This window comes from Streptomyces sp. NPDC058880, assembly GCF_042742535.1.
Lineage (GTDB): Bacteria > Actinomycetota > Actinomycetes > Streptomycetales > Streptomycetaceae > Streptomyces.
On sequence record NZ_JBHYMC010000008.1, the window covers coordinates 101,283 to 120,720 of the forward strand.

A 19,438-nucleotide genomic window follows, 5' to 3' on the forward strand; every position below is an offset into this window, starting at 1 on the left:
GCCCTGTCGCCGGCCACCCGATTCGAGGGGGGCGTTGTGACCGACAGCATGACCTTTCGGAACGAGGACCTGCCGGCCCTCTTCCACCACACGGACCAGGCGGCGATCTCCCGGCAGCGGGAGTCCACGCAGGCCACGAGGAGCCAACTGCTGCTGCTCGTCGCGGCTGCGGGTGCCGCCGCGCTGCCGCCGGGGCCGGAGCTCGGCTCGCTGCACCTGTTCGCGCTGCTGAGCGTGCTCTGTTACGCGGGGGTGCTGGTCGTCGGCATGCGGGCGACCAGGCGCCGGGCCCGCCCGCAGTGGCAGCTCAACCGCAGCGCGGCGGAGTTCATCAAGTCGCTCGCCTGGCGGTACGCGGTCCACGGTGCGCCGTTCGGCAGTGACGTGGACGATCCGGGCGAGACCTACCGGACCCGTCTGGAGGCCGGGCTGGCCGAGCTGCGGAAGATGGGCTGGGAGGATCCGCGCACGGCCGGCGCGGTGCCGGAGGGCGCGGAGATCACCGGCGCGATGCACCGGCTGCGCGGCAGGGACTACCACGTGCGGCGGGAGACGTACGTCCGGGACCGGCTGATCGAGCAGCGCAACTGGTATCGGCGGCGCACGGAGGTGTCCCGGCGGGCGACGGCCTTGTGGTCGTGGACGATCGTCCTCCTGACCTGTCTGGCGCTGCTGTTCGCCCTGATGAGGGCGTTCGGCTCGGGTCCGGGGGCGGGTCTGACGGGGCTGCTGAGCACGGCGGCGGCAGCCGGCATCGCCTGGAACGAGGTGCGCCGCCACCACCCGCTGATCGAGGCGCACACGCTGATCGAGCAGGACCTCGCGGCGATGATGGTGGTGATGCAGACGACCATCACCGAGTCCCAGTGGCCCTCGTCGGTGTACGAGACCGAGCGGTACGTCTCGCCGCAGCACACGGACTGGCTCGCCCGGCACAGCAGTTGAGGTACCGGTGGTGGGAGGGGGTGGCTCAGTCCCGGGTCACGCCCTCGCACCACAGGACGGTGACCGGCTTGCCGAGGGCCCGGGCGTAGGCCACGATCTCGGCGGTGCCGCCGTGGCCGCGGGCGGGCCGGCCGTCCCAGACGGCGACGAGCCGGTCGCAGGAGTCGGCGATGTAGGTGCCCGCGGCGTAGTAGGCCTCGTCCGTGGAGCGGGCGAAGTCCATCCGGATCTCCTGGGTGGCCCGGAGCCTGAGCCGCCGGTAGCGGTCGAGCGCTTCGGCGCCGTCGAAGCCCTCCTCGTAGTCCTCGCTGGGGATCACCACGGTGAGGTCGGCGCCGCATTCGAGCGCGATGGCCGCGAAGAGCTGGTCCGCTCCGTCGGCGAGGCTGGAGAGGGCCTCCAGCGGCCCTTCGTGGCCGCCCAGTACGGTCCGCAGGCCGCTCTCCACATGGCCGAGCACCGCGTCCGGGATGGACCGGTGCCCGGTCACGCCAATGCGTTTCATGCAGGAACCTGCTTCCCCCGGGAACACGGCCGCCCTGGACATCCTCTCAGAAGGCGGGAGGACGTCCAGGGTGCCGACAGGGGCGCGCGGGGCATCGGTCAGTAGACGCTGACCCCGTAGGCGTTGAGCGCTTCGACCACGGGCTGGAAGAAGGTCGTACCGCCGGAGGAGCAGTTGCCGCTGCCGCCGGAGGTGAGGCCGACGGCGCGGGTGCCCGAGTAGAGCGGGCCGCCGCTGTCGCCGGGCTCGGCGCACACGTTGGTGCGGATCATGCCGTACACGATGTCGCCGCCGCCGTAGTTGACGGTGGCGTTGAGGCCGGTCACCCGGCCGCTGTGGATGCCGGTGGTGGAGCCGCGCCGGGTCACGGACATGTTGACCGTGGCGTTGACCGCGCTGGTGATGTCCTGGCTGCCGACGGTCCCGGGCGGTGTGGGCGTGTTGCTGGCGTACTTGATGAGGCCGTAGTCGTTGTTCGGGAAGCTCGACCCGGTCGTGGAGCCGAGGACGTTCGTGCGGGCGGAGTTGGTCCACCAGGTGCCCGCGCCGTCGGTGCAGTGCCCGGCGGTCAGGGCGTAGTAGGTGCTTCCCCTGCGGACGTTGAAGCCGAGCGAGCAGCGCCAGCTGTTGGCGTAGATGGCGTCCCCGCCCGAGGCGAGCTTGGTGAGTTTGCCCGGGATGCGCTCGATGCGCAGGGCTCCGGCCTCGGTTCCGGCCTCACGCTTGATTCTCGCGAGGGCGGCGGCGGAGACGGTGGAGTCGGCGGAGACCACGAGGGTGCCGGTGGCGGGGTCGGCGTGCCAGGCGGTGCCCGCTACGTCGGCCCGCAGGACGGAGGCGCCGGCCGTGGCGAGCCGGTCGGCGCTGAATCCTCCGTCTTGCGGGGCCGCGTTCGCCGCGTTGGGAGCGGCGAGCGCTGCGGCGGCGGCCAGGCCGGTGGCCACCGCGAGCAGCCTGTTGCGGGTGGTGCGCTTGATCCTCACTTTTCGTCCTCCTGGAGAGGGTCGGGGGCCCGACGGTCGTGGGGGTGCCGGAGCCCGTGAGGCGCAGCCGGGGGCACGGCGGGCGCATGGACTCTGGCCGTGCCCCTGACAAGCGCTGTCGGGAGTGTCCTGTCGTCGGATACCGGTCGCAAGAGCGGGTTTCGGCCTCCCCGCGCCGCCTCTCACCGTGCGGGGCTGCGTGTTCCGGTGGGCGGTGCGAGGGGCCGGGGGAAAGAGTGCGCGACGGCGCGGTCGGGTGGCGCGGCGGGATCCGGTCCGGCCGCCTCCGCACCGGCGCCCCGCGCCCCGGGTATGCCGGCCCGCGGGCGGCCCGCGGGGTGTCGGCCGCACCGGCACGGGACGCCGCTGGCGGCCCGCAGCACCACCCCGGCGCCCGCCGGGCGGCCGAGCGGCTCTCCGCGGGAACCGCGCGAGCACCCCCCGGAGTACGCCGCCGGGACGGTGCGGTCGCTCGCGGACGACGGGGAACGTCCCGGCCGCGGGGTCGCGGGTACGTTCCGGAAGGGCTCGGCACCGCCGGTGACGAGGACGAAGGCACCCGCCGCCCAACGCTTTTCGTGCCGGCCGGCGGCCGCCCGGAGGGGCGCGGACGGAAGCCGGAACCGTGCCGGCGGAACGGACCCGGCGGCCGGGACGGACCCGTCCGCGGCGGGCGCACCGCCGCGCGGCGCGCGGTCCGCGGCGGGGTTGGCGGTCCGGGGCGCGGCGCCGGCGCGGACACTGCGGGAACCCCTGCGCCCGGCGCCGCCGGCCATCCCGGGCGCGGGCCCCGCGGCGTCGGACGTCGTGCGGCCTCCCCGGGTCGGCGAGGCGGTGGGCCGCCCGCCCGCCGGGCCCACGCGGTACGCCGGGAGACACGGCGGGGCACGGTGCCCGGTGCCGCGGGGGCCGGGGCCCGGGCGGCGGCCCGAGGAGGGGTCTCGTGGGGCCGGAACGGCCGGAATTCGACCTTCCGGGTATCCGTTGGCGGGGCGGAGGCCGCCCGGCGCGAGGAGGTCGCGCCGGACGGGTGCGGTGCCCTCCGTCACGGCACCGCGCCCGCGCCGCATCCGCCCGGCCGCGTGCGGATCGTCTGCGTCATCGCTCATCCCGCTCATCCCGCTCAGCCCTTCCACGCCCGCCCGGACGGGAATCCCGGCATACGCCGTCCGGGCGCGTGCAGCTGACGCGAATTCAGGGACTCGGCGGACTCAGTCGCAACAGCAGCCGCAGTTGCAGTCGCAGCAGCCGCCGTCGCCACCACCGGAGCCTCCTCCGGAACCTCCGGCCCCCGAGGAGTTCGGCCCGCAGCAGTCACAGCACTCGCAGAAGTCGCACCACGGGTCCCGCTTCTTGCGCGACCAGGGGCCCTCGTGCTCGGTGCAGCAGATCTGACAGGTGCAGAAGAGCCCGATGGCCACCGCACAGCCGGCCAGCAGGCCGCGGCGCGGGCGCTGCGGCTGCCGGCTCCCGCCGCCGAGACCGCCGAACCCGTCACCCCCGCCGCCGAACCCGTCGCCGCCGAACCCGCCGCCCGACTCGCCGCCGGACCTCGCGGGCGGCGGGCCGCCCGGCGCCTGTGGGGTGTTCACCCCGCGGGAGCCCGCGCCGTAGGGGTTGCCGCCGTTCCCGCCGTCGTACGGGTTCGCGCCGTACGGGTTCGGGCCCTGCCCGGCCGAGGCGGTGGCGGTGTGGCCGCAGCTCATGGTTCCGAAGGCCCGGTCCACCGAGGTGCGCAGCTCGTGCACCAGCAGCTGGTGGGCGAGCCCCGCGTCGGCGAACTCGACCTCGCCCAGTGCCAGCCTGATGCCGTGCAGGGCGTCGTCGCAGAGCCGGCGGGCCTCGGCGAGCGGGGTCCCCGTGGCGGTCAGCGGGTTCCACGCGCCCGCCTGCGCGTCGGAGACCCGGTCCTCCACCGCGTCCAGCAGGTGGGCGAGCCGCCCGAAGTACCGGCCCGCTTCCGCCAGCGCCGGGGCGTTGCCCGGCCGGCCGGCCAGCTGCGCGGTGTACGCGAAGGCGGCGGCCGTCGCGGTCTCCGTCGGCTCGGTCACGACGAGCACCGGAGTGCCGGGGCCGGCCAGGGTCTCGATGCCCGCCTGCCGGTCGACGGCGTCCACGAGCACCGCGGTGTCGAAGCCGAGCGAGGCACCGGTGCGCGCACCGGCCCGGTCCCAGCCGCGGGCCACCTTGCGCGCGGCGGCGGCGATCGGGGCGCGGGCCAACAGCCCGTCCCGGTCGGTCACGTGGTCGCGCACCTTGGCGGAGGCCAGGACCAGCGAGACGGCGGCCGCGAGCCGGGCGCCCTCGCCGTTGGCCACCGCGGCGGTGCGCATCCCGCGCAGCGGGCAGGGGCCCGCGGTGCGCCGGTTGCCGGGTGCCGGACCGGACTGAGCCTCCGTCAAAACAGAGATGAGCAACCCGTCATAGTTCGTGACGATCCGGGCGAACTGCCCGTGATCTCCCCGAAGTGCCAGGCACAGCCCGCACAGATGGGCCATCCACTCCGCTCTGAACCGCTCTCCCAGCCGGTGCGTGCACGGTCTGACTATGCCGAACAAGCTGTTTCCCCCGTGTGTCGTACGCGTGCCTGGCGGGCATCGTATCGACCCGCGTTTCACCCGTACGCCCCCGCGGCCCACCCGTACGGCGGCGGCGGTCTTATTTTCACTCAGTCAGCAGCGGTAGCCACCAGGATCCTTGACCGTGCAACGGGTGTTCTGCACCAGTACCGTCACGAAACCCCTGCGCGGCGACTATCCACTTGGCGCGTTGTCAGCATCATGGACGAGCATAGGGGCAGCGGAGAGAAAGACAGACTGACCGCGGTGAAAGGAGGCAGTCCATGGGTTCGGTGCGCAAGGCGAGTGCCTGGCTGGGTCTCGTGGAGGACAGCGACGACGAGCGCTACTACGACGACGACTACGCGGAGGCCGCCCACGGTTCCGTCGCGGGCCCCGGTGACCAGTGGGTGACCGACCCCCGCGTCAAGGTGGCCTCCGAGTCGGCCGTGGAGCACGGCCGCCGGATCGCGACCGTCACCCCGGACGGGTTCCGGGACGCGCGCGGCATCGGCGAGCTGTTCCGCGACGGGGTCCCGGTCATCGTCAACCTGTCGTCGATGGACCCGACCGACGCGAAGCGCGTCGTCGACTTCGCGGCCGGACTGACCTTCGGTCTGCGCGGTTCCATCGAGCGGGTGGCGACCAGGGTCTTCCTGCTGACCCCGGCCGACACCCAGATCGTGAGCGGCGAGCCCGGCGGCCGCTCGCGCGACTTCTTCAACCAGAGCTGAGCGGGGCTCTCACCGGAAGGCGTCCAGACCGGTGAGCGCCTTGCCCAGCACCAGCTGGTGCATCTCGACGGTGCCCTCGTAGGTGAGGACCGATTCGAGGTTGGTGGCGTGCCGCATGACGGGGTATTCGAGCGAGATCCCGTTGGCGCCGAGGATGGTCCGCGCGGTGCGGCAGATCTCGATGGCCTCGCGGACGTTGTTGAGCTTGCCGAAGCTGATCTGCTCCGGCCGCAGGGTGCCCGCGTCCATCCGCCGACCCAGGTGGTGGGCGAGCAGGATGCCCTTGTGGAGTTCGAGCGCCATGTCCGCCAGCTTGGCCTGGGTGAGTTGGAAGCCGCCGATCGGCCTGCCGAACTGCTCCCTCGTCCTGGCGTAGTCGAGCGCGGCCTCGAAACTGGCCCGCGCCGCACCCATGGACCCCCAGACGATCCCGTACCGCGCGTGGCTGAGACAGCCCAGCGGCCCCTTGAGCCCGGTGACGAGCGGCAGCACGGCGTCGGCGGGCAGCCGTACGTCGTCCATGACCAGCTCGCTGGTGACGCTGGCCCGCAGCGACCACTTGTGCTTGATCTCCGGCGCGGAGAAGCCGGGAGTGTCGGTGGGCACCGCGAAGCCGCGGATCCCGTCGTCGGTCTGCGCCCACACCACGGCCACCGCCGCGACGGAGCCGTTGGTGATCCACATCTTGCGGCCGTTCAGCACCCAGTCCGTTCCGTCGCGCTTGGCGTAGGTGCGCATCGCGGCCGGGTCCGACCCCACGTCGGGCTCGGTCAGCCCGAAGCAGCCGATCAGCTCGCCGGCCGCCATGCCGGGCAGCCAGCGCTGCTTCTGCTCCTCGGAGCCGTACTTCCAGATCGCGTACATGGCCAGCGACCCCTGCACGGAGACCAGCGAGCGGATGCCGGAGTCGGCCGCCTCCAGCTCCAGGCAGGCCAGGCCGTACTGCACGGCGCTGGCACCGGCGCACCCGTACCCCTCCAGGGACATCCCGAGCGCCCCGATGGCGCCGAGCTCGCGGGCCAGCTCGCGGATCGCGGGCAGCTCCCCGCTCTCGTACCACTGGGCGACGTACGGCAGCACGCGGTCGGCCGCCCAGCTGCGGACGGTGTCCCGGACGGCGAGGTCCTCGGGCCCGAGGAGCTCGTCGAGCCCGAGCGGATCGGTGGGTACGAAGGACACGGGGCCTCCCGGCGGCCTGAGCGGAACCAGCGGCGCACGGGTGTGCGCCCACCTGACGCTATGGGGCTGCGGCGGGCAAATCCAGCCCCGCTTTCCGGCGCCGGCCGGCCCGCGTCCTCGCAGCCCCGTCGGAGTTCGGGCGGGGGGGCCGCCCGGGGCCGACACCCCGGCGGCCGCGCCGCACCGGTGGGCGGGGCGGTCCCGTCAGCCCGCCTGCTCGACCGGGGCCGGCCGCGCCTGCGCCTCGCCCTTCGCCTGGGCGGGCAGCCGCACCGGCTCGCCCTCCCCGGTCTCCTCGGCCGCTCCGCACTCCATCGCCCTCGGCAGCTTCAGCGCCATCACGGCCCCCGCGAACAGCAGCGCCGCACTCACCAGCAGCGTGACGTGCAGCCCGTGTACGAAGGAGTGCCGCGCCGCCGCGTACAGGGCGGCTCCCGCCGGACCGCCGAGGCCCGAGGCGATCTGGTAGGCCTCGCCCAGCGAGTTCGCGGCGCCCGCCGAGTCCGCGGCCGAGACCCCCGGCACCGAGGCCAGCCCGGGCCGGTACGCCGCGTTCATCACGCTGCCCAGCAGCGCGATGCCGATGCCCGCGCCCAACTGGTAGGAGGTCTCGCCGATCGAGGCCGCCCCGCCCGCGGTCTCGGCCGGGGCCTCGCTCAGCATCGATTCGTAGGCGGCGAAGAGCGTGGTCTGCAGTCCGAAGCCCAGCAGGACGAAGCCGGCGGTCAACAGCACCGGCCGGTCCTGCTGGCCCATCAGCGTCAGCAGCAGCACGGCGCAGCCCGTCAGCACGAAGCCGAGCGACACCATGGTGCGCGGCCCGACCCGAGCCAGGGTGTAGGAGCCGGTGGCGCCGGCGGCCATGGCCGCGAAGGTCAGCGGTAGCAGACGCAGGCCGGTCTCCAGCGGGCTGAGGTGCAGCACCAGCTGGAGGTACTGGACGGCGATCAGCTCAAGGCCCACCAGCGCGAGCATGGCGAGCACGATGCAGGCCACCGAGGTGGAGAAGGCGGCCCGGGAGAACATCCGCATGTCGATCAGCGGGTGCTCGCGCCGCTTCTGGCGCCGTACGAACAGCACGAGCAGCACCGCGCCGAGCAGCAGCGGGACCAGCGCCTCCGCGTCGAGCAGGTGCCGCTCCGCGCCGAGCCGTTTGATCCCGAGCACCGCGCCGAGCACTCCGGCGGCGGCCATCAGCGCGCCGAGCACGTCCCACGGTCCGTCCGCGCCGCCGCGCGATTCCGGCAGCAGCCAGCGGCCGAGGGGCAGGATCAGAGCCATCAGCGGGATGTTGATGAGGAAGACCGAGCCCCACCAGAAGTGCTCGACGAGGAAGCCGCCCAGGACCGGCCCACTGGCCGCGCCGACCGCGGCGACAGCGGTCCAGATGCCGATGGCCAGAGCCCGCTCACGCCGGTCGGGGAAGACCTGGCGCAGGATCGACAGGGTGGCCGGCATGATCATCGCGCCGCCGATGCCGAGCAGGGCGCGCGCGGCGATGAGGACCGGGGCGTTGTCGGATAGAGCCGCCGTCGCGGAGGCCGCACCGAAGAGCCCGTAGCCGAGCAGGAGGATGCGGCGGCGGCCCACCCGGTCCCCGAGGGTGCCGAAGAGGATCAGCAGCGAGGCGCAGACCAGCGGGTAGGCGTCGACGATCCAGAGCAGCTCGATCGGGCCGGGCCTCAGGTCCTCCGTGACGGACGGAACCGCGACGTGCAGGATCGTCGCGTCGAGCGCGACGAGGACCAGGCTGACGCAGAGAACGGCCAGGACGACCCAGCGGTTGGCACCGCCGGAGGCCGCTCCCAGCCGCTGCCAGGGCGAAGGGGTCCCGGCCGTGGCCGCGTTCGTCCCCGCCATGCATGTACCTCCCAGGTGATCCCCCGCGCTCGGTGGACCAGCGTCTGGCGGAGCCGCGGGGGGCGGTGCGCTGTGCGGCATCCAACGGGGTCCGGCATCGACACGCGAGTGAACGGTCAGCGTACGCGAGTTCGTGTGCCCGATACGTGGCCAAGCTCTCATAGCGGCAGCGCCCCCCGTGTGGCGTGCGCCACTCCCCCACCCGAAGCCCTCCCCCGCGTACACGCCCGCTCACGGTCCGTGGTTCTCGGCGTCGACCCAGGTCGGACGCCACCGATAATCATGCCCGTGGAAGATCTTGGATTTCGCCGGGCCGCGCCCGCGCTCGCCGTCTTCGCGGCGGTCCGGCTGCTCGGACTGGCCGTGCTCACGGTGTGGAGCGCGGTGGCGGGCAGCAGCCCGCACACGCTGCTGTCCGCCCGGTGGGACTCGCTCTGGTACGCCCGCATCGCCGCCGAGGGGTACGGCTACGAGATCGCCCTGCCCAACGGCGATGTCCACTCCAACCTCGCGTTCTTCCCGCTGCTGCCATGGCTGGAGCGGGCGGTGTCGGCGGCGACGGGGCTCTCCCACGGCTCGGCGGGCCTGGTGGTGTCGGTGGTCGCGGGGTTCGCCGCGGCGTGGGGGATCTTTGCGGTGGCCGACCTGCTCCACGGCCGCCGCACCGGGGTGTTCGCGGTCGCCGCCTGGGCGGCGCTGCCCGTCGGCATCGTGCAGTCGATGGCCTACAGCGAGTCGCTGTTCACCGCGCTCGCCGCATGGGCGCTGTACGGGTCCCTGCGCGGCCGGTGGCTGACGGCGGGCCTGCTCGCCGCCGGGGCCGGTCTCACCCGCCCGGTCGGCGCGGCGGTCGTGGCGGCGATCTGGGTGGCCGTCGCACTGGCCCGGCGGCGGGGGGAGCGGTCGTGGCGGATGGCACTCGGGGCGCTGACGGCTCCGGCCGGCGCGGCCGGGTACGTCCTGTGGGTGGGCGCGCGCACCGGGGACGGCCCGCTCGGGTACCTGGACGTGCAGGCCGGCTGGGGCAACGGCTTCGACGGCGGCTGGGCGTTCGCCCGCTTCGTCGGTGCGAAGCTGGCCTCCGCCGCCTTCCCGGCCGGGCTGGGGCTGATCGCCGGGGTCGTGCTGGTGCTGTGGCTGTACGCGGCGTGCGTGCGGCAGCGGCAGCCGGTGCCGCTGCTGGTGTACTGCGGGATCGTCGTGGCGCTGGCGTTGTGCGCGTCGGGGTACTTCGGTTCGAAGCCGCGGCTGCTGCTGCCGGCCTTCCCGCTGATGCTGGTGCCTGCGGTGGCACTCGCCCGGTGGCGGACCCGGCGGGCCGTGCTGGTGCTCGGCGCGGCCGCCCTCGGCTCGGCGGTGTACGGAGCGTTCTGGCTGAACGGCTCGGGCCCCCCGTAGGCCCCCGGCCGACCGCCGGAGCGGACGCTTCCGGCGGTCCGCGGGCACGGTAATCGACCTGCGGCAATAAAGCCCGAATAAGCGGCCCAAACAATTACCCGACGCCGGATCGAGATGCATCCAACCCCTGGCGGAATAACGGGAATTAGAGCCCGCGTGAGACCAACTCCACATCACATGGTCATCACAAAGCCCGAGATTCGCCCGGGCCGACCATCCCCGCGCGGTAACGTCGATTGAGTGCGTACCGATCAAATCCTGACCCGTCTGGAGCGGGTCTTCGCCCGGCTGGACCGGGAACCAGAGCGACCGGCTCATCTGCAGACTCCGCAGATGAGCCGGCACCGCGTCGTGCTCCTGGGATCGACCCTCGCGTTCTACCTCGCCATCGTCGTGGCCGTGCTGACCACGTCCTGGCTGGTCCGCCTGGACTGGCAGATCATGTTCTTCCGGCCCTACGAGCAGTGGCCGCAGCTGCACGCCTTCCTCGACTACCTGGTCGTACTGGGCCAGCGCGGACCCACCGCGGTCATGGTCGCCGCCTGGCTCGGCTGGCGCTCCTGGCGGCAGCACACCCTGCGCCCGCTGATCACCCTCGGCGTCGCGCTGCTGCTGCTCAACGTCACCGTCGGGTCCGTGAAGCTGGGCCTCGGGCGGCTCGGCCCGCACTACGCCACGGAGATCGGCTCGGCCGAACTCTTCGCGGGCGGCGATATATTCCCTTCCGGCCACACCGCCAACGCCGTCGTGACCTGGGGAATCCTGGCCTATCTGGCGTCCACCGTGGTCACCCGGCGGGTGCTGTCCGTGGTGTCCGCGGTCGTCTCGCTCAGCGTGGGAGCCACCACCGTGTACCTCGGCACGCACTGGGTCAGCGACGTCCTGCTGGGCTGGTCCGCAGGTCTGCTGATCCTGCTGGCCCTGCCCTGGTTCGAGCCGCTCATCGCGCGGACCGAGGCCTACGTCTTCGACCTGCGCGAGCTCCTGCGCCGCCGGGCCGAGACCGGGCGGATGCCCGCACCCGTGGTTTCCGCGCTCACCCCGCTGCTCTCCGCGGGCGGCAAGTGGCAGCTCAAGCCCGCCACCGGGGCCGTCGTCGAGCCGGCGGCGACCACCGCGTCCGGCGGGGCCGGGACCGCGGGACACTCCCCGGCGCACCGTCCTGCCGTACACCCGGTCAACCGACCGCACCTGATCCGTTCCGAGCGGACCCCGGCCACCCCGGCCGGCAGCCGCCGCCCCGCGCATCCCGCACACACCGAGCGGACCGGATCGCGGGGCACCGCGGCCCGTCCGGTGGCCGGCGGCTGACCGCCCCGGACGGGGATGGTACGCACCGGCCGCCCCCACGGCGCGAAGGCGGGCCGGGTCATCGACCCGGCCCGCCTTCGGCGTTCGTCAGCGCCGCGCCCGGACGTTCGTCCATCCCGGGTCACGCTTGTGTCACAGAATATCTACAGTCGCCCATTGTTTACCGCACCGCGACACGCCCGGGCCGCAGACGTATTCGAATTCCCCCCGAGAACCACGGAATTCCCTTACCACATTTCCACGCACCCCTTGGTCCGAAGCTACTGAATCCCCCTCAGCTCCGCTGCATTCCCGTCACTTCTCCGGCCGCCACGGCCCTGCCCAGGAGATCTCTGAGCTCCCTCATCCGGTCCGTGAGGGCGGGCGGCTCGACCACTTCGAACTCACAACCGAGCAGCATGATGTGAATCACCAGAACGTCCAGGTTCACGGCCCCCGTGCGCAGCAGACAGGCATGCGCGTCGATCGGTTCCAGGACGCCGTCGCTCGGCGTGACGATCCGCGCCGCCTCCTGCTGCGATACGTTCAGCCGCACCACCGCGCGGGCCGGGTAGACCCGCTGCGAGACGCCGTGGGAGACATACGCGGCGAGGTCCTCGGCCGGTGGCGGGCGCGGGGTGAACCGCGGCCCGTGGGGCGGTCTGGGCTCGATCCGGTCCGCGCGGAAGGTCCGCCACGCTTCGCGGTCGAGGTCCCAGGCGACCAGGTACCAGCGACGCTCGGTGCAGACGAGCCGGTGCGGTTCGACGGTGCGGCGGCTGACGCTCCCCTCATGGTCCCGGTAGCCGAAGCGGAGGCGCTCGGCGTCCCGGCAGACCGAGGCCAGTTCGGTCAGCACCGAGGCGTCCACGGTCGAGTGCTGGGCCCCGCGCAGCATCGGCACGGTGAACTCGTTGAGCGCGGACACCCTGCGGCGCAGCCGCGACGGCAGGACCTGCTCCAGCTTCGCCAGGGCTCGCACCGAGGACTCCCCGATGCCTTCGACTCCGTTGCCCGCAGCGGTCCGCAGGCCGACCGCGACGGCCACGGCTTCGTCGTCGTCCAGCAGCAGCGGCGGCAGTTCGGCGCCGGCCCCCAGCTGGTAGCCGCCGCCGGTCCCGGGAGTCGCGTTCACCGGATACCCGAGCTCCCTGAGCCGGTCCACGTCGCGCCGGACCGTCCGGGCGGTGACGCCGAGGCGGTCGGCGAGGTCGGCGCCGGTCCATGCGCGGTGGGCCTGGAGCAGGGAGAGCAGACGCAGCAGCCGTGCGGAGGTCTCGAGCATGCCCCGAGTCTGCCAGTGGGTGCCGCGGCGCTCAGCCGTGAGTGGGTGAAGGCCTCGGCCCCACTGGAGCGGGGATGCCGTCGGCCGAGGACGGAACTGCCGGCTCCGGCTTCGGATCCGGCCTCTGGTCCGGCTTCTGGTCCGGCTTCTGGTCCGGCTTCGGATCCGGCAGGTGCAGCAGCATGCCCACGGCGATCGACTCCGGCTTCGGTCCGACCGTCTCCCGGTTGGCCTCGTACAGCGCCTGCCAGCCGCCCTTCACCCGTCGCTCGCGGGCGATCGTGGTGAGCGTGTCCCCGCTCCGCACGGTGTGCATCCGCCCCGCGAGCCCGTACCGCTTCGAGCAGACCGGCCACGCGTTCCACCCCTGCGCGGCGAGGACCTCCTGTGCCACCCGGATCTGTTGGACGCGGTCCGCCAGGTCGGCGCGCGGCGCGAAGGCCAGGCCGCCGTACTCCTCCCAGGTCGGCTGCCAGAACTGCAGCCCGCCGTAGAAGCCGTTGCCCGTGTTGACCGCCCACCGCCCGCCGCTCTCGCAGTCGGCCACGCAGTCCCAGGGCCATTCCCCGCCCGGTCCGCAGTCCCCGGGCCCGCTCCCGATCACGCCCGGCGAGCCCGGGTGCGCGGCCCCGGCCGGGCCCGGCGCGGGCGGTGGCGGTGCCGCTTCCGCCGCCCCCGGGGGCGGTACGAACGCGAGCACGACGGCGGCTGCGGCGGCGCGGGCGGCCCGGGGGATCCGGAGGCTGGGCATCGGGTCACGCTACGCAGCCCTCCGCGGTACCCGGGACCGCCACGCGGCGGGTCACGCCACCCCACCCGGTCGGCCGACCGCTCGATCCCCCCGAAACGGCCACACCCGGCTATCAACTGCACACAACCAGGCAACAGTTGACACAGAACCGAAGCTCTGGTCGCACGGTTCACCCTTCCGGGCGTCCGGTTCGAATCCGTTCCCTCAAATGGCGTGACCCCGGCCGCCGCTCCTGCGTTGTGCCCGGCGAGCCGGGAGCCTCCCGGACCCGCACCTATGCCGAGGAGCCACCCCGTGCCGCGCATGCTCGACGTCAGTGATGAGGTACGTGCCGAGATCGGCGACGAAGAAGCCGACAGGCTGCTCGTCGGCGACGACGCGCCGCGCAGTTACGACTGCACCTCCTGCCGCACTCCGGGCGACCCCGAGAACGAGCGCACCAGCACGGTGCTGTTCGTCGGTGAGGAGACCGCCGTCCTCGCCTTCGCCCACGCCACCTGCATCCCCTCGCAGGTCGTATCCGTTTCCGAGGAACAGCTCCAGGGCGCGGTCCGCAGCATCACCGGCGACAGCCCGGCCGCCGCGTCGGACACGGGCGCGCCCGCGCCGCAGAACGTACCCGGCGGACAGGCCGTCCTCGGCATCACCAGCGGCCTCATGCTGATCGGCGGCGAGCTACACCCGGCCCTGGTCGTCGAGCCGACCGCGCCGATCGCCCGCCCGGGCAGTGACGGCCCCGGCGACGACTTCCTGCCGCTCCTGATCGAGCAGGGCTTCATCCCGGTGACCGACACGGACGAACTGCCGACCCTCCTCAGCGGCTGGTCGGTCCTGCTCGCGGCCGGGCAGTTGCACGCCGTGCTCCAGCCGGGCACCGAGGGCGGCGGCCCGGTCGCCTGGTGGCAGGCGCACCAGGCGCTGTCGGTCACCGACGGCTGGCGGACCGCCGTCCAGAAGACCCAGCGCGTGCTCATCTACGCCGCGCCGGTCGGCTCCATCGGCCAGCAGCCCCGCGAGGACCTGCTGCGGGACGCCCTGGACAAGGCGGCCGCGGCGGGCAAGCTCGTGGCCGCCGCGATGCCGCTGGCGGGGACGCCCGGCGCCTGATCCCCGGCCGGTACCGGTGGATGACCGCCCGGCCCCCAGTGTGGGGGCCGGGCGGCCCTGCGCCGGGGGTGTGCGGTCCGTCCCGCGCACCCCCGGCGATCTGTGTTTCCGGCCTCTTCACCCCGCATCCGCAGCGCGCCGGTTTCGTTGGCTGATACGTGCATCCATACGACTCCTCCCGCGCCCCGTCCTATCCGAGCACCGTCCCCGCCATGCGTCCCGCACGGGATCGGGACAGCTCGCCGGCCGTCTCGCACACCCCGATCTACGACACGCTGTACTCGGAGTACCTGCGCGCCTTCCGGGCCCTGCCGGGCGACCGTACGGGTGAGGAGGACCTCGGGTTCACGGCCTTCTCGTACGGGGGCGGCCACACCGGCGGCACGTACGGCAGCGGCTGGAGCGCCTCACCGTGGCAGCGGTCCGAATGGCAGCCCTTCCACGGCTCGCAGGCGCCGTCGCAGCCCCAGACCCAGCCGGCCTACTCGTACGCGGGCGGCCTCGGATACGCGGACGGGCGGCAGCACCAGACCGGGATGACACACCTCCCGGCGGCCCTGCCGCCCGCTCCGCGCCGGGGCTACTGACCCCGGACCGCGGCTACTTCTTCTTCTTGTACTGGGCGCCGCGCTTCTCGCGCACCCGCACCGAGATGTGGATCGGGGTGCCCTCGAAGCCGAACTCCTCGCGCAGGCGGCGCTCGATGAAGCGCCGGTAGCCGTGCTCCAGGAAGCCGGAGGCGAAGAGGACGAACCGCGGCGGCTTGCTCCCCGCCTGGGTACCGAACAGGATGCGGGGCTGCTTGCCGCCGCGGATCGGGTGCGGGTGGGCGGCGACGACCTCACCGAGGAAGGCGTTCAGCCGACCGGTGGGCACGCGCGTCTCCCAGCCCGCGAGGGCGGTCTCGATCGCCGGGACCAGCTTCTCCATGTGCCGGCCGGTGAGCGCCGAGACGTTGACCCGCGGCGCCCAGGAGACCTGCTGCATCTCGGTCTCGATCTCGCGCTCGAGGTAGTAGCGGCGCTCCTCGTCGAGCTCGTCCCACTTGTTGTAGGCGATGACGATCGCACGGCCGGCCTCGACGGCCATGGTGATGATGCGCTGGTCCTGGACGCTGATGGTCTCGGTGGTGTCGATCAGGATGACCGCCACCTCCGCCTTCTCGACGGCCGCGGCGGTGCGCAGCGAGGCGTAGTAGTCGGCGCCCTGCTGGAGGTGGACCTTCTTGCGGATACCGGCGGTGTCGACGAACTTCCAGGTGACGCCGCCGAGCTCGATCAGTTCGTCGACCGGGTCGCGGGTGGTGCCGGCCAGCTCGTTGACGACGACCCGGTTCTCCTTCGCAACCTTGTTGAGCAGCGAAGACTTGCCGACGTTGGGGCGGCCGATCAGCGCGATGCGGCGCGGGCCGCCGGGGGCGACGCCGCCGAAGGTCTGCTCGGGGGCTTCGGGCAGGACGTCGAGGACGGCGTCCAGCATGTCGCCGGTGCCGCGGCCGTGCAGCGAGGAGACCGGGTGCGGCATGCCCAGGCCCAGCGACCACAGCGAGGCGGCGTCGGATTCGCCGCTCTGTCCGTCGACCTTGTTGGCGCACAGGACGACCGGCTTCTTGGCCTTGCGGAGCAGCTTGACGACGGCCTCGTCGCTGTCGGTGGCGCCGACCTTGGCGTCCACGACGAAGACGACCGCATCGGCGGACTCGATGGCGTACTCGGCCTGGGCGGCGACGGCGGCGTCGATGCCGAGGACGTCCTGCTCCCAGCCGCCAGTGTCGACGACCTTGAAGCGCCGGCCGGCCCACTCGGCCTCGTAGGTGACGCGGTCGCGGGTGACGCCCGGCTTGTCCTCGACGACCGCCTCGCGGCGGCCGATGATGCGGTTCACCAGGGTCGACTTGCCTACGTTGGGGCGGCCCACGACGGCGAGGACGGGCAGCGGGCCGTGACCCGCCTCCCCGATGGCGCCTTCGACCTCTTCGAGGTCGAAGCCCTCTTCCGCGGCGAGCTCCATGAACTCCGCGTACTCGGCATCGCCAAGCGCTCCGTGGTCGTGCTGGTCGTTCATGAAGTCCGTTCCTCGTCGTTCGTGGTGATCGGTGGTGCCCGCGCAGCGCGGTTCCACTACTAGGTCAAGTCTCGCTCAGCGCCCGGTCAGGCGCTTGGCGTCGGCCAGGTGGGCGGTCAGCCGGTCCTGGATGCGTACGGTGGCCTGGTCCAGTGCGGTGCGGGTACGGCGGCCACTGCCGTCCCCGGCGTCGAAGGCCGAGCCGAAGACGACGTCGACCCGGCTCTTGAAGGGCGGCAGCCCGGAGATCAGGCGGCCGCGGTCCTCGGCGCTGCCGAGAACCGCGACGGGCACGATAGGCGCGCCACTGCGGACCGCGAAGTACGCGAGTCCCGCGCGCAGCGAGGCGAAGTCGCCCTCGCCCCGGGTGCCCTCGGGAAATATCCCGAGGGCCCCGCCCTGGTCGAGCACGGCGAGGGCGCGGCCTATCGCCGCCCGGTCGGCGCCGGAGCGGTCGACCTTGACCTGCCCGATGCCGTCCAGGAAGGGGCCGAGCGGGCCCACGTACGCTTCCTTCTTGATCAGGAAGTGCAGGGGGCGGGGCGCGGTGCCCATCACCATGGGGCCGTCGATGTTGTGCGTGTGATTCACGGCGAGGATGACGGGACCCGAGGCGGGCACCTTCCAGGCGCCCAGCACGCGCGGCTTCCACAGCCCGTACATGAGGCCGATTCCGATGCGCCTGCCGACCGCCGCACCCTTGAGGGAGGGCGCTCGGCTCACTTGCGGCCCGCCCGCTTCTCTTCCACGAGCGTCACGACGCACTCGATCACCTGGTCAAGCGTGAGCTCGGTGGTGTCGACCTCGACGGCGTCGCCGGCCTTGGCCAGCGGGGAGGTCTTGCGACCGGAGTCCGCGGCGTCGCGCTTGATCAGCGCCGCCTTGGTGGCCGCGAGGTCGGCGGCCTCCTTGCCTCGGAGCTCTCCGCTGCGCCGGGCGGCCCGCGCCTCGGCGGACGCCGTCAGGAAGATCTTCAGGTCGGCGTCGGGCAGGACGGTGGTGCCGATGTCCCGGCCCTCGACGACGATCCCGTCCGCGTCGCGGGCCGCCTCGGCGGCGATGGATCGCTGGAGCTCGGTGATGAGCGTGCGCACCTCGGGGACCGCGCTGACGGCGCTGACCCGGGAGGTGACCTCCTGGGTCCGGATGGGACCGGCGGCGTCCAGGCCGTCCACCGTGATGGTGGGGGCGGCCGGGTCGGTGCCGGACACGATGGAGGGCTTGCCGGCGGCGACCGCCACGGCCTGCGCGTCGTCGGTGTCGACCCCGTTGGAGATCATCCACCAGGTGATGGCCCGGTACTGGGCACCGGTGTCCAGGTAGCGCAGCCCGAGCTTGGCGGCCACGGCCTTGGAGGTGCTGGACTTGCCCGTGCCGGAGGGACCGTCGATGGCGACGATCACGGCGGACGGAGCTGCGGTTTCCACGGTGCGGGCACCTTCCTGGTTGCGCGTGCGTGTCAGGGCGCGGCAAAGCGCCCCTCTGCAAGGTTACCGGGCCCCAGGGAGTGTCGTGCCGGTCAGTCCGGGCTCACCCGCCCCGGCCGCCATGAGACCCCCTGCGCACCCCGCCCCGCCCGTGCCTTCCCGGCCCCCGGGACTCAGGAGGTGCGCAGGGCCCAGCCCCGTTCCCGCAGCTCGGCCGTGAGGACGGCGGCGGACCTCGGCTCGACCATGAGTTGGACGAGGCCGGCCTGCTGGCCCGTCGCGTGCTCGATCCGCACGTCCTCGATGTTGACGCCCGCGCGGCCGGCGTCGGCGAAGATCCTCGCCAGCTCGCCCGGCTGGTCGCTGATCAGCACGGCCACGGTCTCGTAGACGGTGGGCGCCGCTCCGTGCTTGCCCGGGACCCGTACGCGGCCCGCGTTCCCGCGACGCAGCACGTCCTCGATGCCAGCGGCGCCGCCGCGGCGCTTGTCCACATCAGCGGACTGGAGGCTGCGCAGGGCGTCGACGGTCTCCTCCAGGTCGGCGGCGATCCCGGCGAGGACGTCGGCGACCGGTCCCGGATTGGCCGACAGGATCTCCACCCACATCCGCGGGTCGGAGGCCGCGATGCGGGTCACGTCGCGGATGCCCTGACCGCACAGCCGTACCGCCGTCTCGTCGGCCTCCTCCAACCGGGCCGCGACCATGCTGGAGACGAGCTGGGGGGTGTGCGAGACGAGCGCGACGGCCCGGTCATGGGCGTCCGCGTCCATCACCACCGGTACGGCCCGGGACAGCGCGACGAGTTCCAGGGCGAGGTTGAGCACCTCGTGGTCGGTCTCACGGGTCGGGGTGAGCACCCAGGGGCGGCCTTCGAAGAGGTCCGCCGTCGCGGCGAGCGGCCCCGACTGCTCCTTGCCCGCCATCGGGTGCGTGCCGATGTACGCGGTGGCGTCCACGCCGAGCGCGGCCAGTTCGCGCCGCGGCCCGCCCTTGACGCTGGCCACGTCGACGTAGGCCCGCGCCGCGCCGCGCCCTATGAGGTCGGCCAGGGTCGCGGCGACGTGGGCCGGCGGTACGGCGACGATCGCGAGGTCGACCTGCTCCTGCGCGGGCTCGTCGGTGCCGGCCCCGAGGGCGGCGGCGGTGCGGGCCCGGTCCGGATCGTGGTCGGCGAGGTGCACGGTGACCCCGCGGGCTGTCAGCGCGAGCGCCGCGGAGGTGCCGATCAGTCCGGTTCCGATGACGACGGCGGTTCTCACGGGGCGCTCCACGGGGTGCGTGACGACAGGTTCTGACTCAGGGTAGCCAGACGGTACGCCGCGCGGGTCCGGCCGCCCGCCTTGTGGGAC

At 73.2% G+C, this 19,438-nt stretch carries 17 protein-coding genes; 6 read left to right on the forward strand and 11 right to left on the reverse strand.

The window, feature by feature from the left end:
• Nucleotides 1-48 precede the first annotated feature (48 nt).
• The gene (locus ACFW2G_RS07345) at nucleotides 49-945 is read left to right on the forward strand and encodes a DUF4231 domain-containing protein (protein ID WP_384580578.1); all 897 of its coding nucleotides are present in this window, start codon (nucleotides 49-51) and stop codon (nucleotides 943-945) included.
• 25 nt (nucleotides 946-970) lie between these two features.
• Here the strand turns inward: ACFW2G_RS07345 and ACFW2G_RS07350 are convergent, their stop codons facing one another.
• The 3 genes from ACFW2G_RS07350 to ACFW2G_RS07360 form a co-directional block, all read right to left on the reverse strand.
• Nucleotides 971-1,450: a hypothetical protein gene (locus ACFW2G_RS07350; protein WP_037925660.1), complete on the reverse strand. Its 480-nt coding sequence runs from the start codon at nucleotides 1,448-1,450 to the stop codon at nucleotides 971-973.
• A gap of 98 nt (nucleotides 1,451-1,548) precedes the next feature.
• Nucleotides 1,549-2,433 (reverse strand): S1 family peptidase, encoded by an 885-nt coding sequence (locus ACFW2G_RS07355; RefSeq protein ID WP_384446908.1) that lies wholly within the window; start codon nucleotides 2,431-2,433, stop codon nucleotides 1,549-1,551.
• Between the two features lie 1,211 nt (nucleotides 2,434-3,644).
• Nucleotides 3,645-4,991: a DUF5685 family protein gene (locus ACFW2G_RS07360; RefSeq protein WP_384580552.1), complete on the reverse strand. Its 1,347-nt coding sequence runs from the start codon at nucleotides 4,989-4,991 to the stop codon at nucleotides 3,645-3,647.
• A 284-nt stretch (nucleotides 4,992-5,275) separates the two neighbouring features.
• On the opposite strand from ACFW2G_RS07360, the gene ACFW2G_RS07365 reads away from it, so the two are divergent.
• Nucleotides 5,276-5,725, forward strand: coding sequence for a cell division protein SepF (locus ACFW2G_RS07365; protein WP_030030440.1), 450 nt, complete (start codon nucleotides 5,276-5,278; stop codon nucleotides 5,723-5,725).
• Between the two features lie 9 nt (nucleotides 5,726-5,734).
• On the opposite strand, the gene ACFW2G_RS07370 is transcribed toward ACFW2G_RS07365, so the two are convergent.
• Both ACFW2G_RS07370 and ACFW2G_RS07375 read right to left on the reverse strand, forming a co-directional pair.
• On the reverse strand, nucleotides 5,735-6,904 hold the full coding sequence (locus tag ACFW2G_RS07370; RefSeq protein ID WP_384446904.1) for an acyl-CoA dehydrogenase family protein: 1,170 nt from the start codon (nucleotides 6,902-6,904) through the stop codon (nucleotides 5,735-5,737).
• Nucleotides 6,905-7,108: 204 nt separating this feature from the next.
• Nucleotides 7,109-8,764, reverse strand: a complete 1,656-nt coding sequence (locus ACFW2G_RS07375) for an MFS transporter (protein WP_384580554.1) — start codon at nucleotides 8,762-8,764, stop codon at nucleotides 7,109-7,111.
• A 282-nt stretch (nucleotides 8,765-9,046) separates the two neighbouring features.
• On the opposite strand from ACFW2G_RS07375, the gene ACFW2G_RS07380 reads away from it, so the two are divergent.
• Both ACFW2G_RS07380 and ACFW2G_RS07385 read left to right on the forward strand, forming a co-directional pair.
• Nucleotides 9,047-10,162, forward strand: a complete 1,116-nt coding sequence (locus ACFW2G_RS07380; protein WP_052031144.1) for a glycosyltransferase family 39 protein — start codon at nucleotides 9,047-9,049, stop codon at nucleotides 10,160-10,162.
• A gap of 240 nt (nucleotides 10,163-10,402) precedes the next feature.
• On the forward strand, nucleotides 10,403-11,473 hold the full coding sequence (locus ACFW2G_RS07385; RefSeq protein WP_037925654.1) for a phosphatase PAP2 family protein: 1,071 nt from the start codon (nucleotides 10,403-10,405) through the stop codon (nucleotides 11,471-11,473).
• Nucleotides 11,474-11,747: 274 nt separating this feature from the next.
• On the opposite strand, the gene ACFW2G_RS07390 is transcribed toward ACFW2G_RS07385, so the two are convergent.
• Together ACFW2G_RS07390 and ACFW2G_RS07395 are read right to left on the reverse strand one after the other, a co-directional pair.
• On the reverse strand, nucleotides 11,748-12,737 hold the full coding sequence (locus ACFW2G_RS07390) for a YafY family protein (RefSeq protein WP_037925653.1): 990 nt from the start codon (nucleotides 12,735-12,737) through the stop codon (nucleotides 11,748-11,750).
• Nucleotides 12,738-12,768: 31 nt separating this feature from the next.
• A complete protein-coding gene (locus ACFW2G_RS07395; RefSeq protein ID WP_384580556.1) occupies nucleotides 12,769-13,488 on the reverse strand; it encodes a transglycosylase family protein in 720 nt (239 codons plus the stop codon).
• Nucleotides 13,489-13,782: 294 nt separating this feature from the next.
• Between ACFW2G_RS07395 and ACFW2G_RS07400 the strand changes: the two genes are divergently transcribed.
• A complete protein-coding gene (locus ACFW2G_RS07400) occupies nucleotides 13,783-14,595 on the forward strand; it encodes a hypothetical protein (RefSeq protein ID WP_384446897.1) in 813 nt (270 codons plus the stop codon).
• Between the two features lie 212 nt (nucleotides 14,596-14,807).
• A complete protein-coding gene (locus ACFW2G_RS07405) occupies nucleotides 14,808-15,182 on the forward strand; it encodes a hypothetical protein (RefSeq protein ID WP_063890635.1) in 375 nt (124 codons plus the stop codon).
• 13 nt (nucleotides 15,183-15,195) lie between these two features.
• Here ACFW2G_RS07405 and der read toward each other — a convergent pair whose 3' ends face one another.
• The 4 genes from der to ACFW2G_RS07425 all read right to left on the reverse strand — a co-directional run bounded on the left by der (nucleotide 15,196) and on the right by ACFW2G_RS07425 (nucleotide 19,348).
• Nucleotides 15,196-16,659 (reverse strand): ribosome biogenesis GTPase Der, encoded by a 1,464-nt coding sequence (der, locus tag ACFW2G_RS07410; RefSeq protein ID WP_037925650.1) that lies wholly within the window; start codon nucleotides 16,657-16,659, stop codon nucleotides 15,196-15,198.
• A gap of 75 nt (nucleotides 16,660-16,734) precedes the next feature.
• Nucleotides 16,735-17,424: a lysophospholipid acyltransferase family protein gene (locus tag ACFW2G_RS07415; RefSeq protein WP_078556842.1), complete on the reverse strand. Its 690-nt coding sequence runs from the start codon at nucleotides 17,422-17,424 to the stop codon at nucleotides 16,735-16,737.
• Complete coding sequence (cmk, locus tag ACFW2G_RS07420) at nucleotides 17,379-18,086, reverse strand: (d)CMP kinase (protein ID WP_037925648.1); 708 nt, start codon at nucleotides 18,084-18,086, stop codon at nucleotides 17,379-17,381. Before cmk ends, ACFW2G_RS07415 begins: the two co-directional genes overlap by 46 nt.
• A 173-nt stretch (nucleotides 18,087-18,259) precedes the next feature.
• Nucleotides 18,260-19,348 carry a prephenate dehydrogenase gene (locus tag ACFW2G_RS07425; protein ID WP_384446894.1) on the reverse strand — a complete coding sequence of 363 codons (1,089 nt, stop codon included), beginning with the start codon at nucleotides 19,346-19,348 and terminating at the stop codon, nucleotides 18,260-18,262.
• Nucleotides 19,349-19,438: the final 90 nt, after the last annotated feature.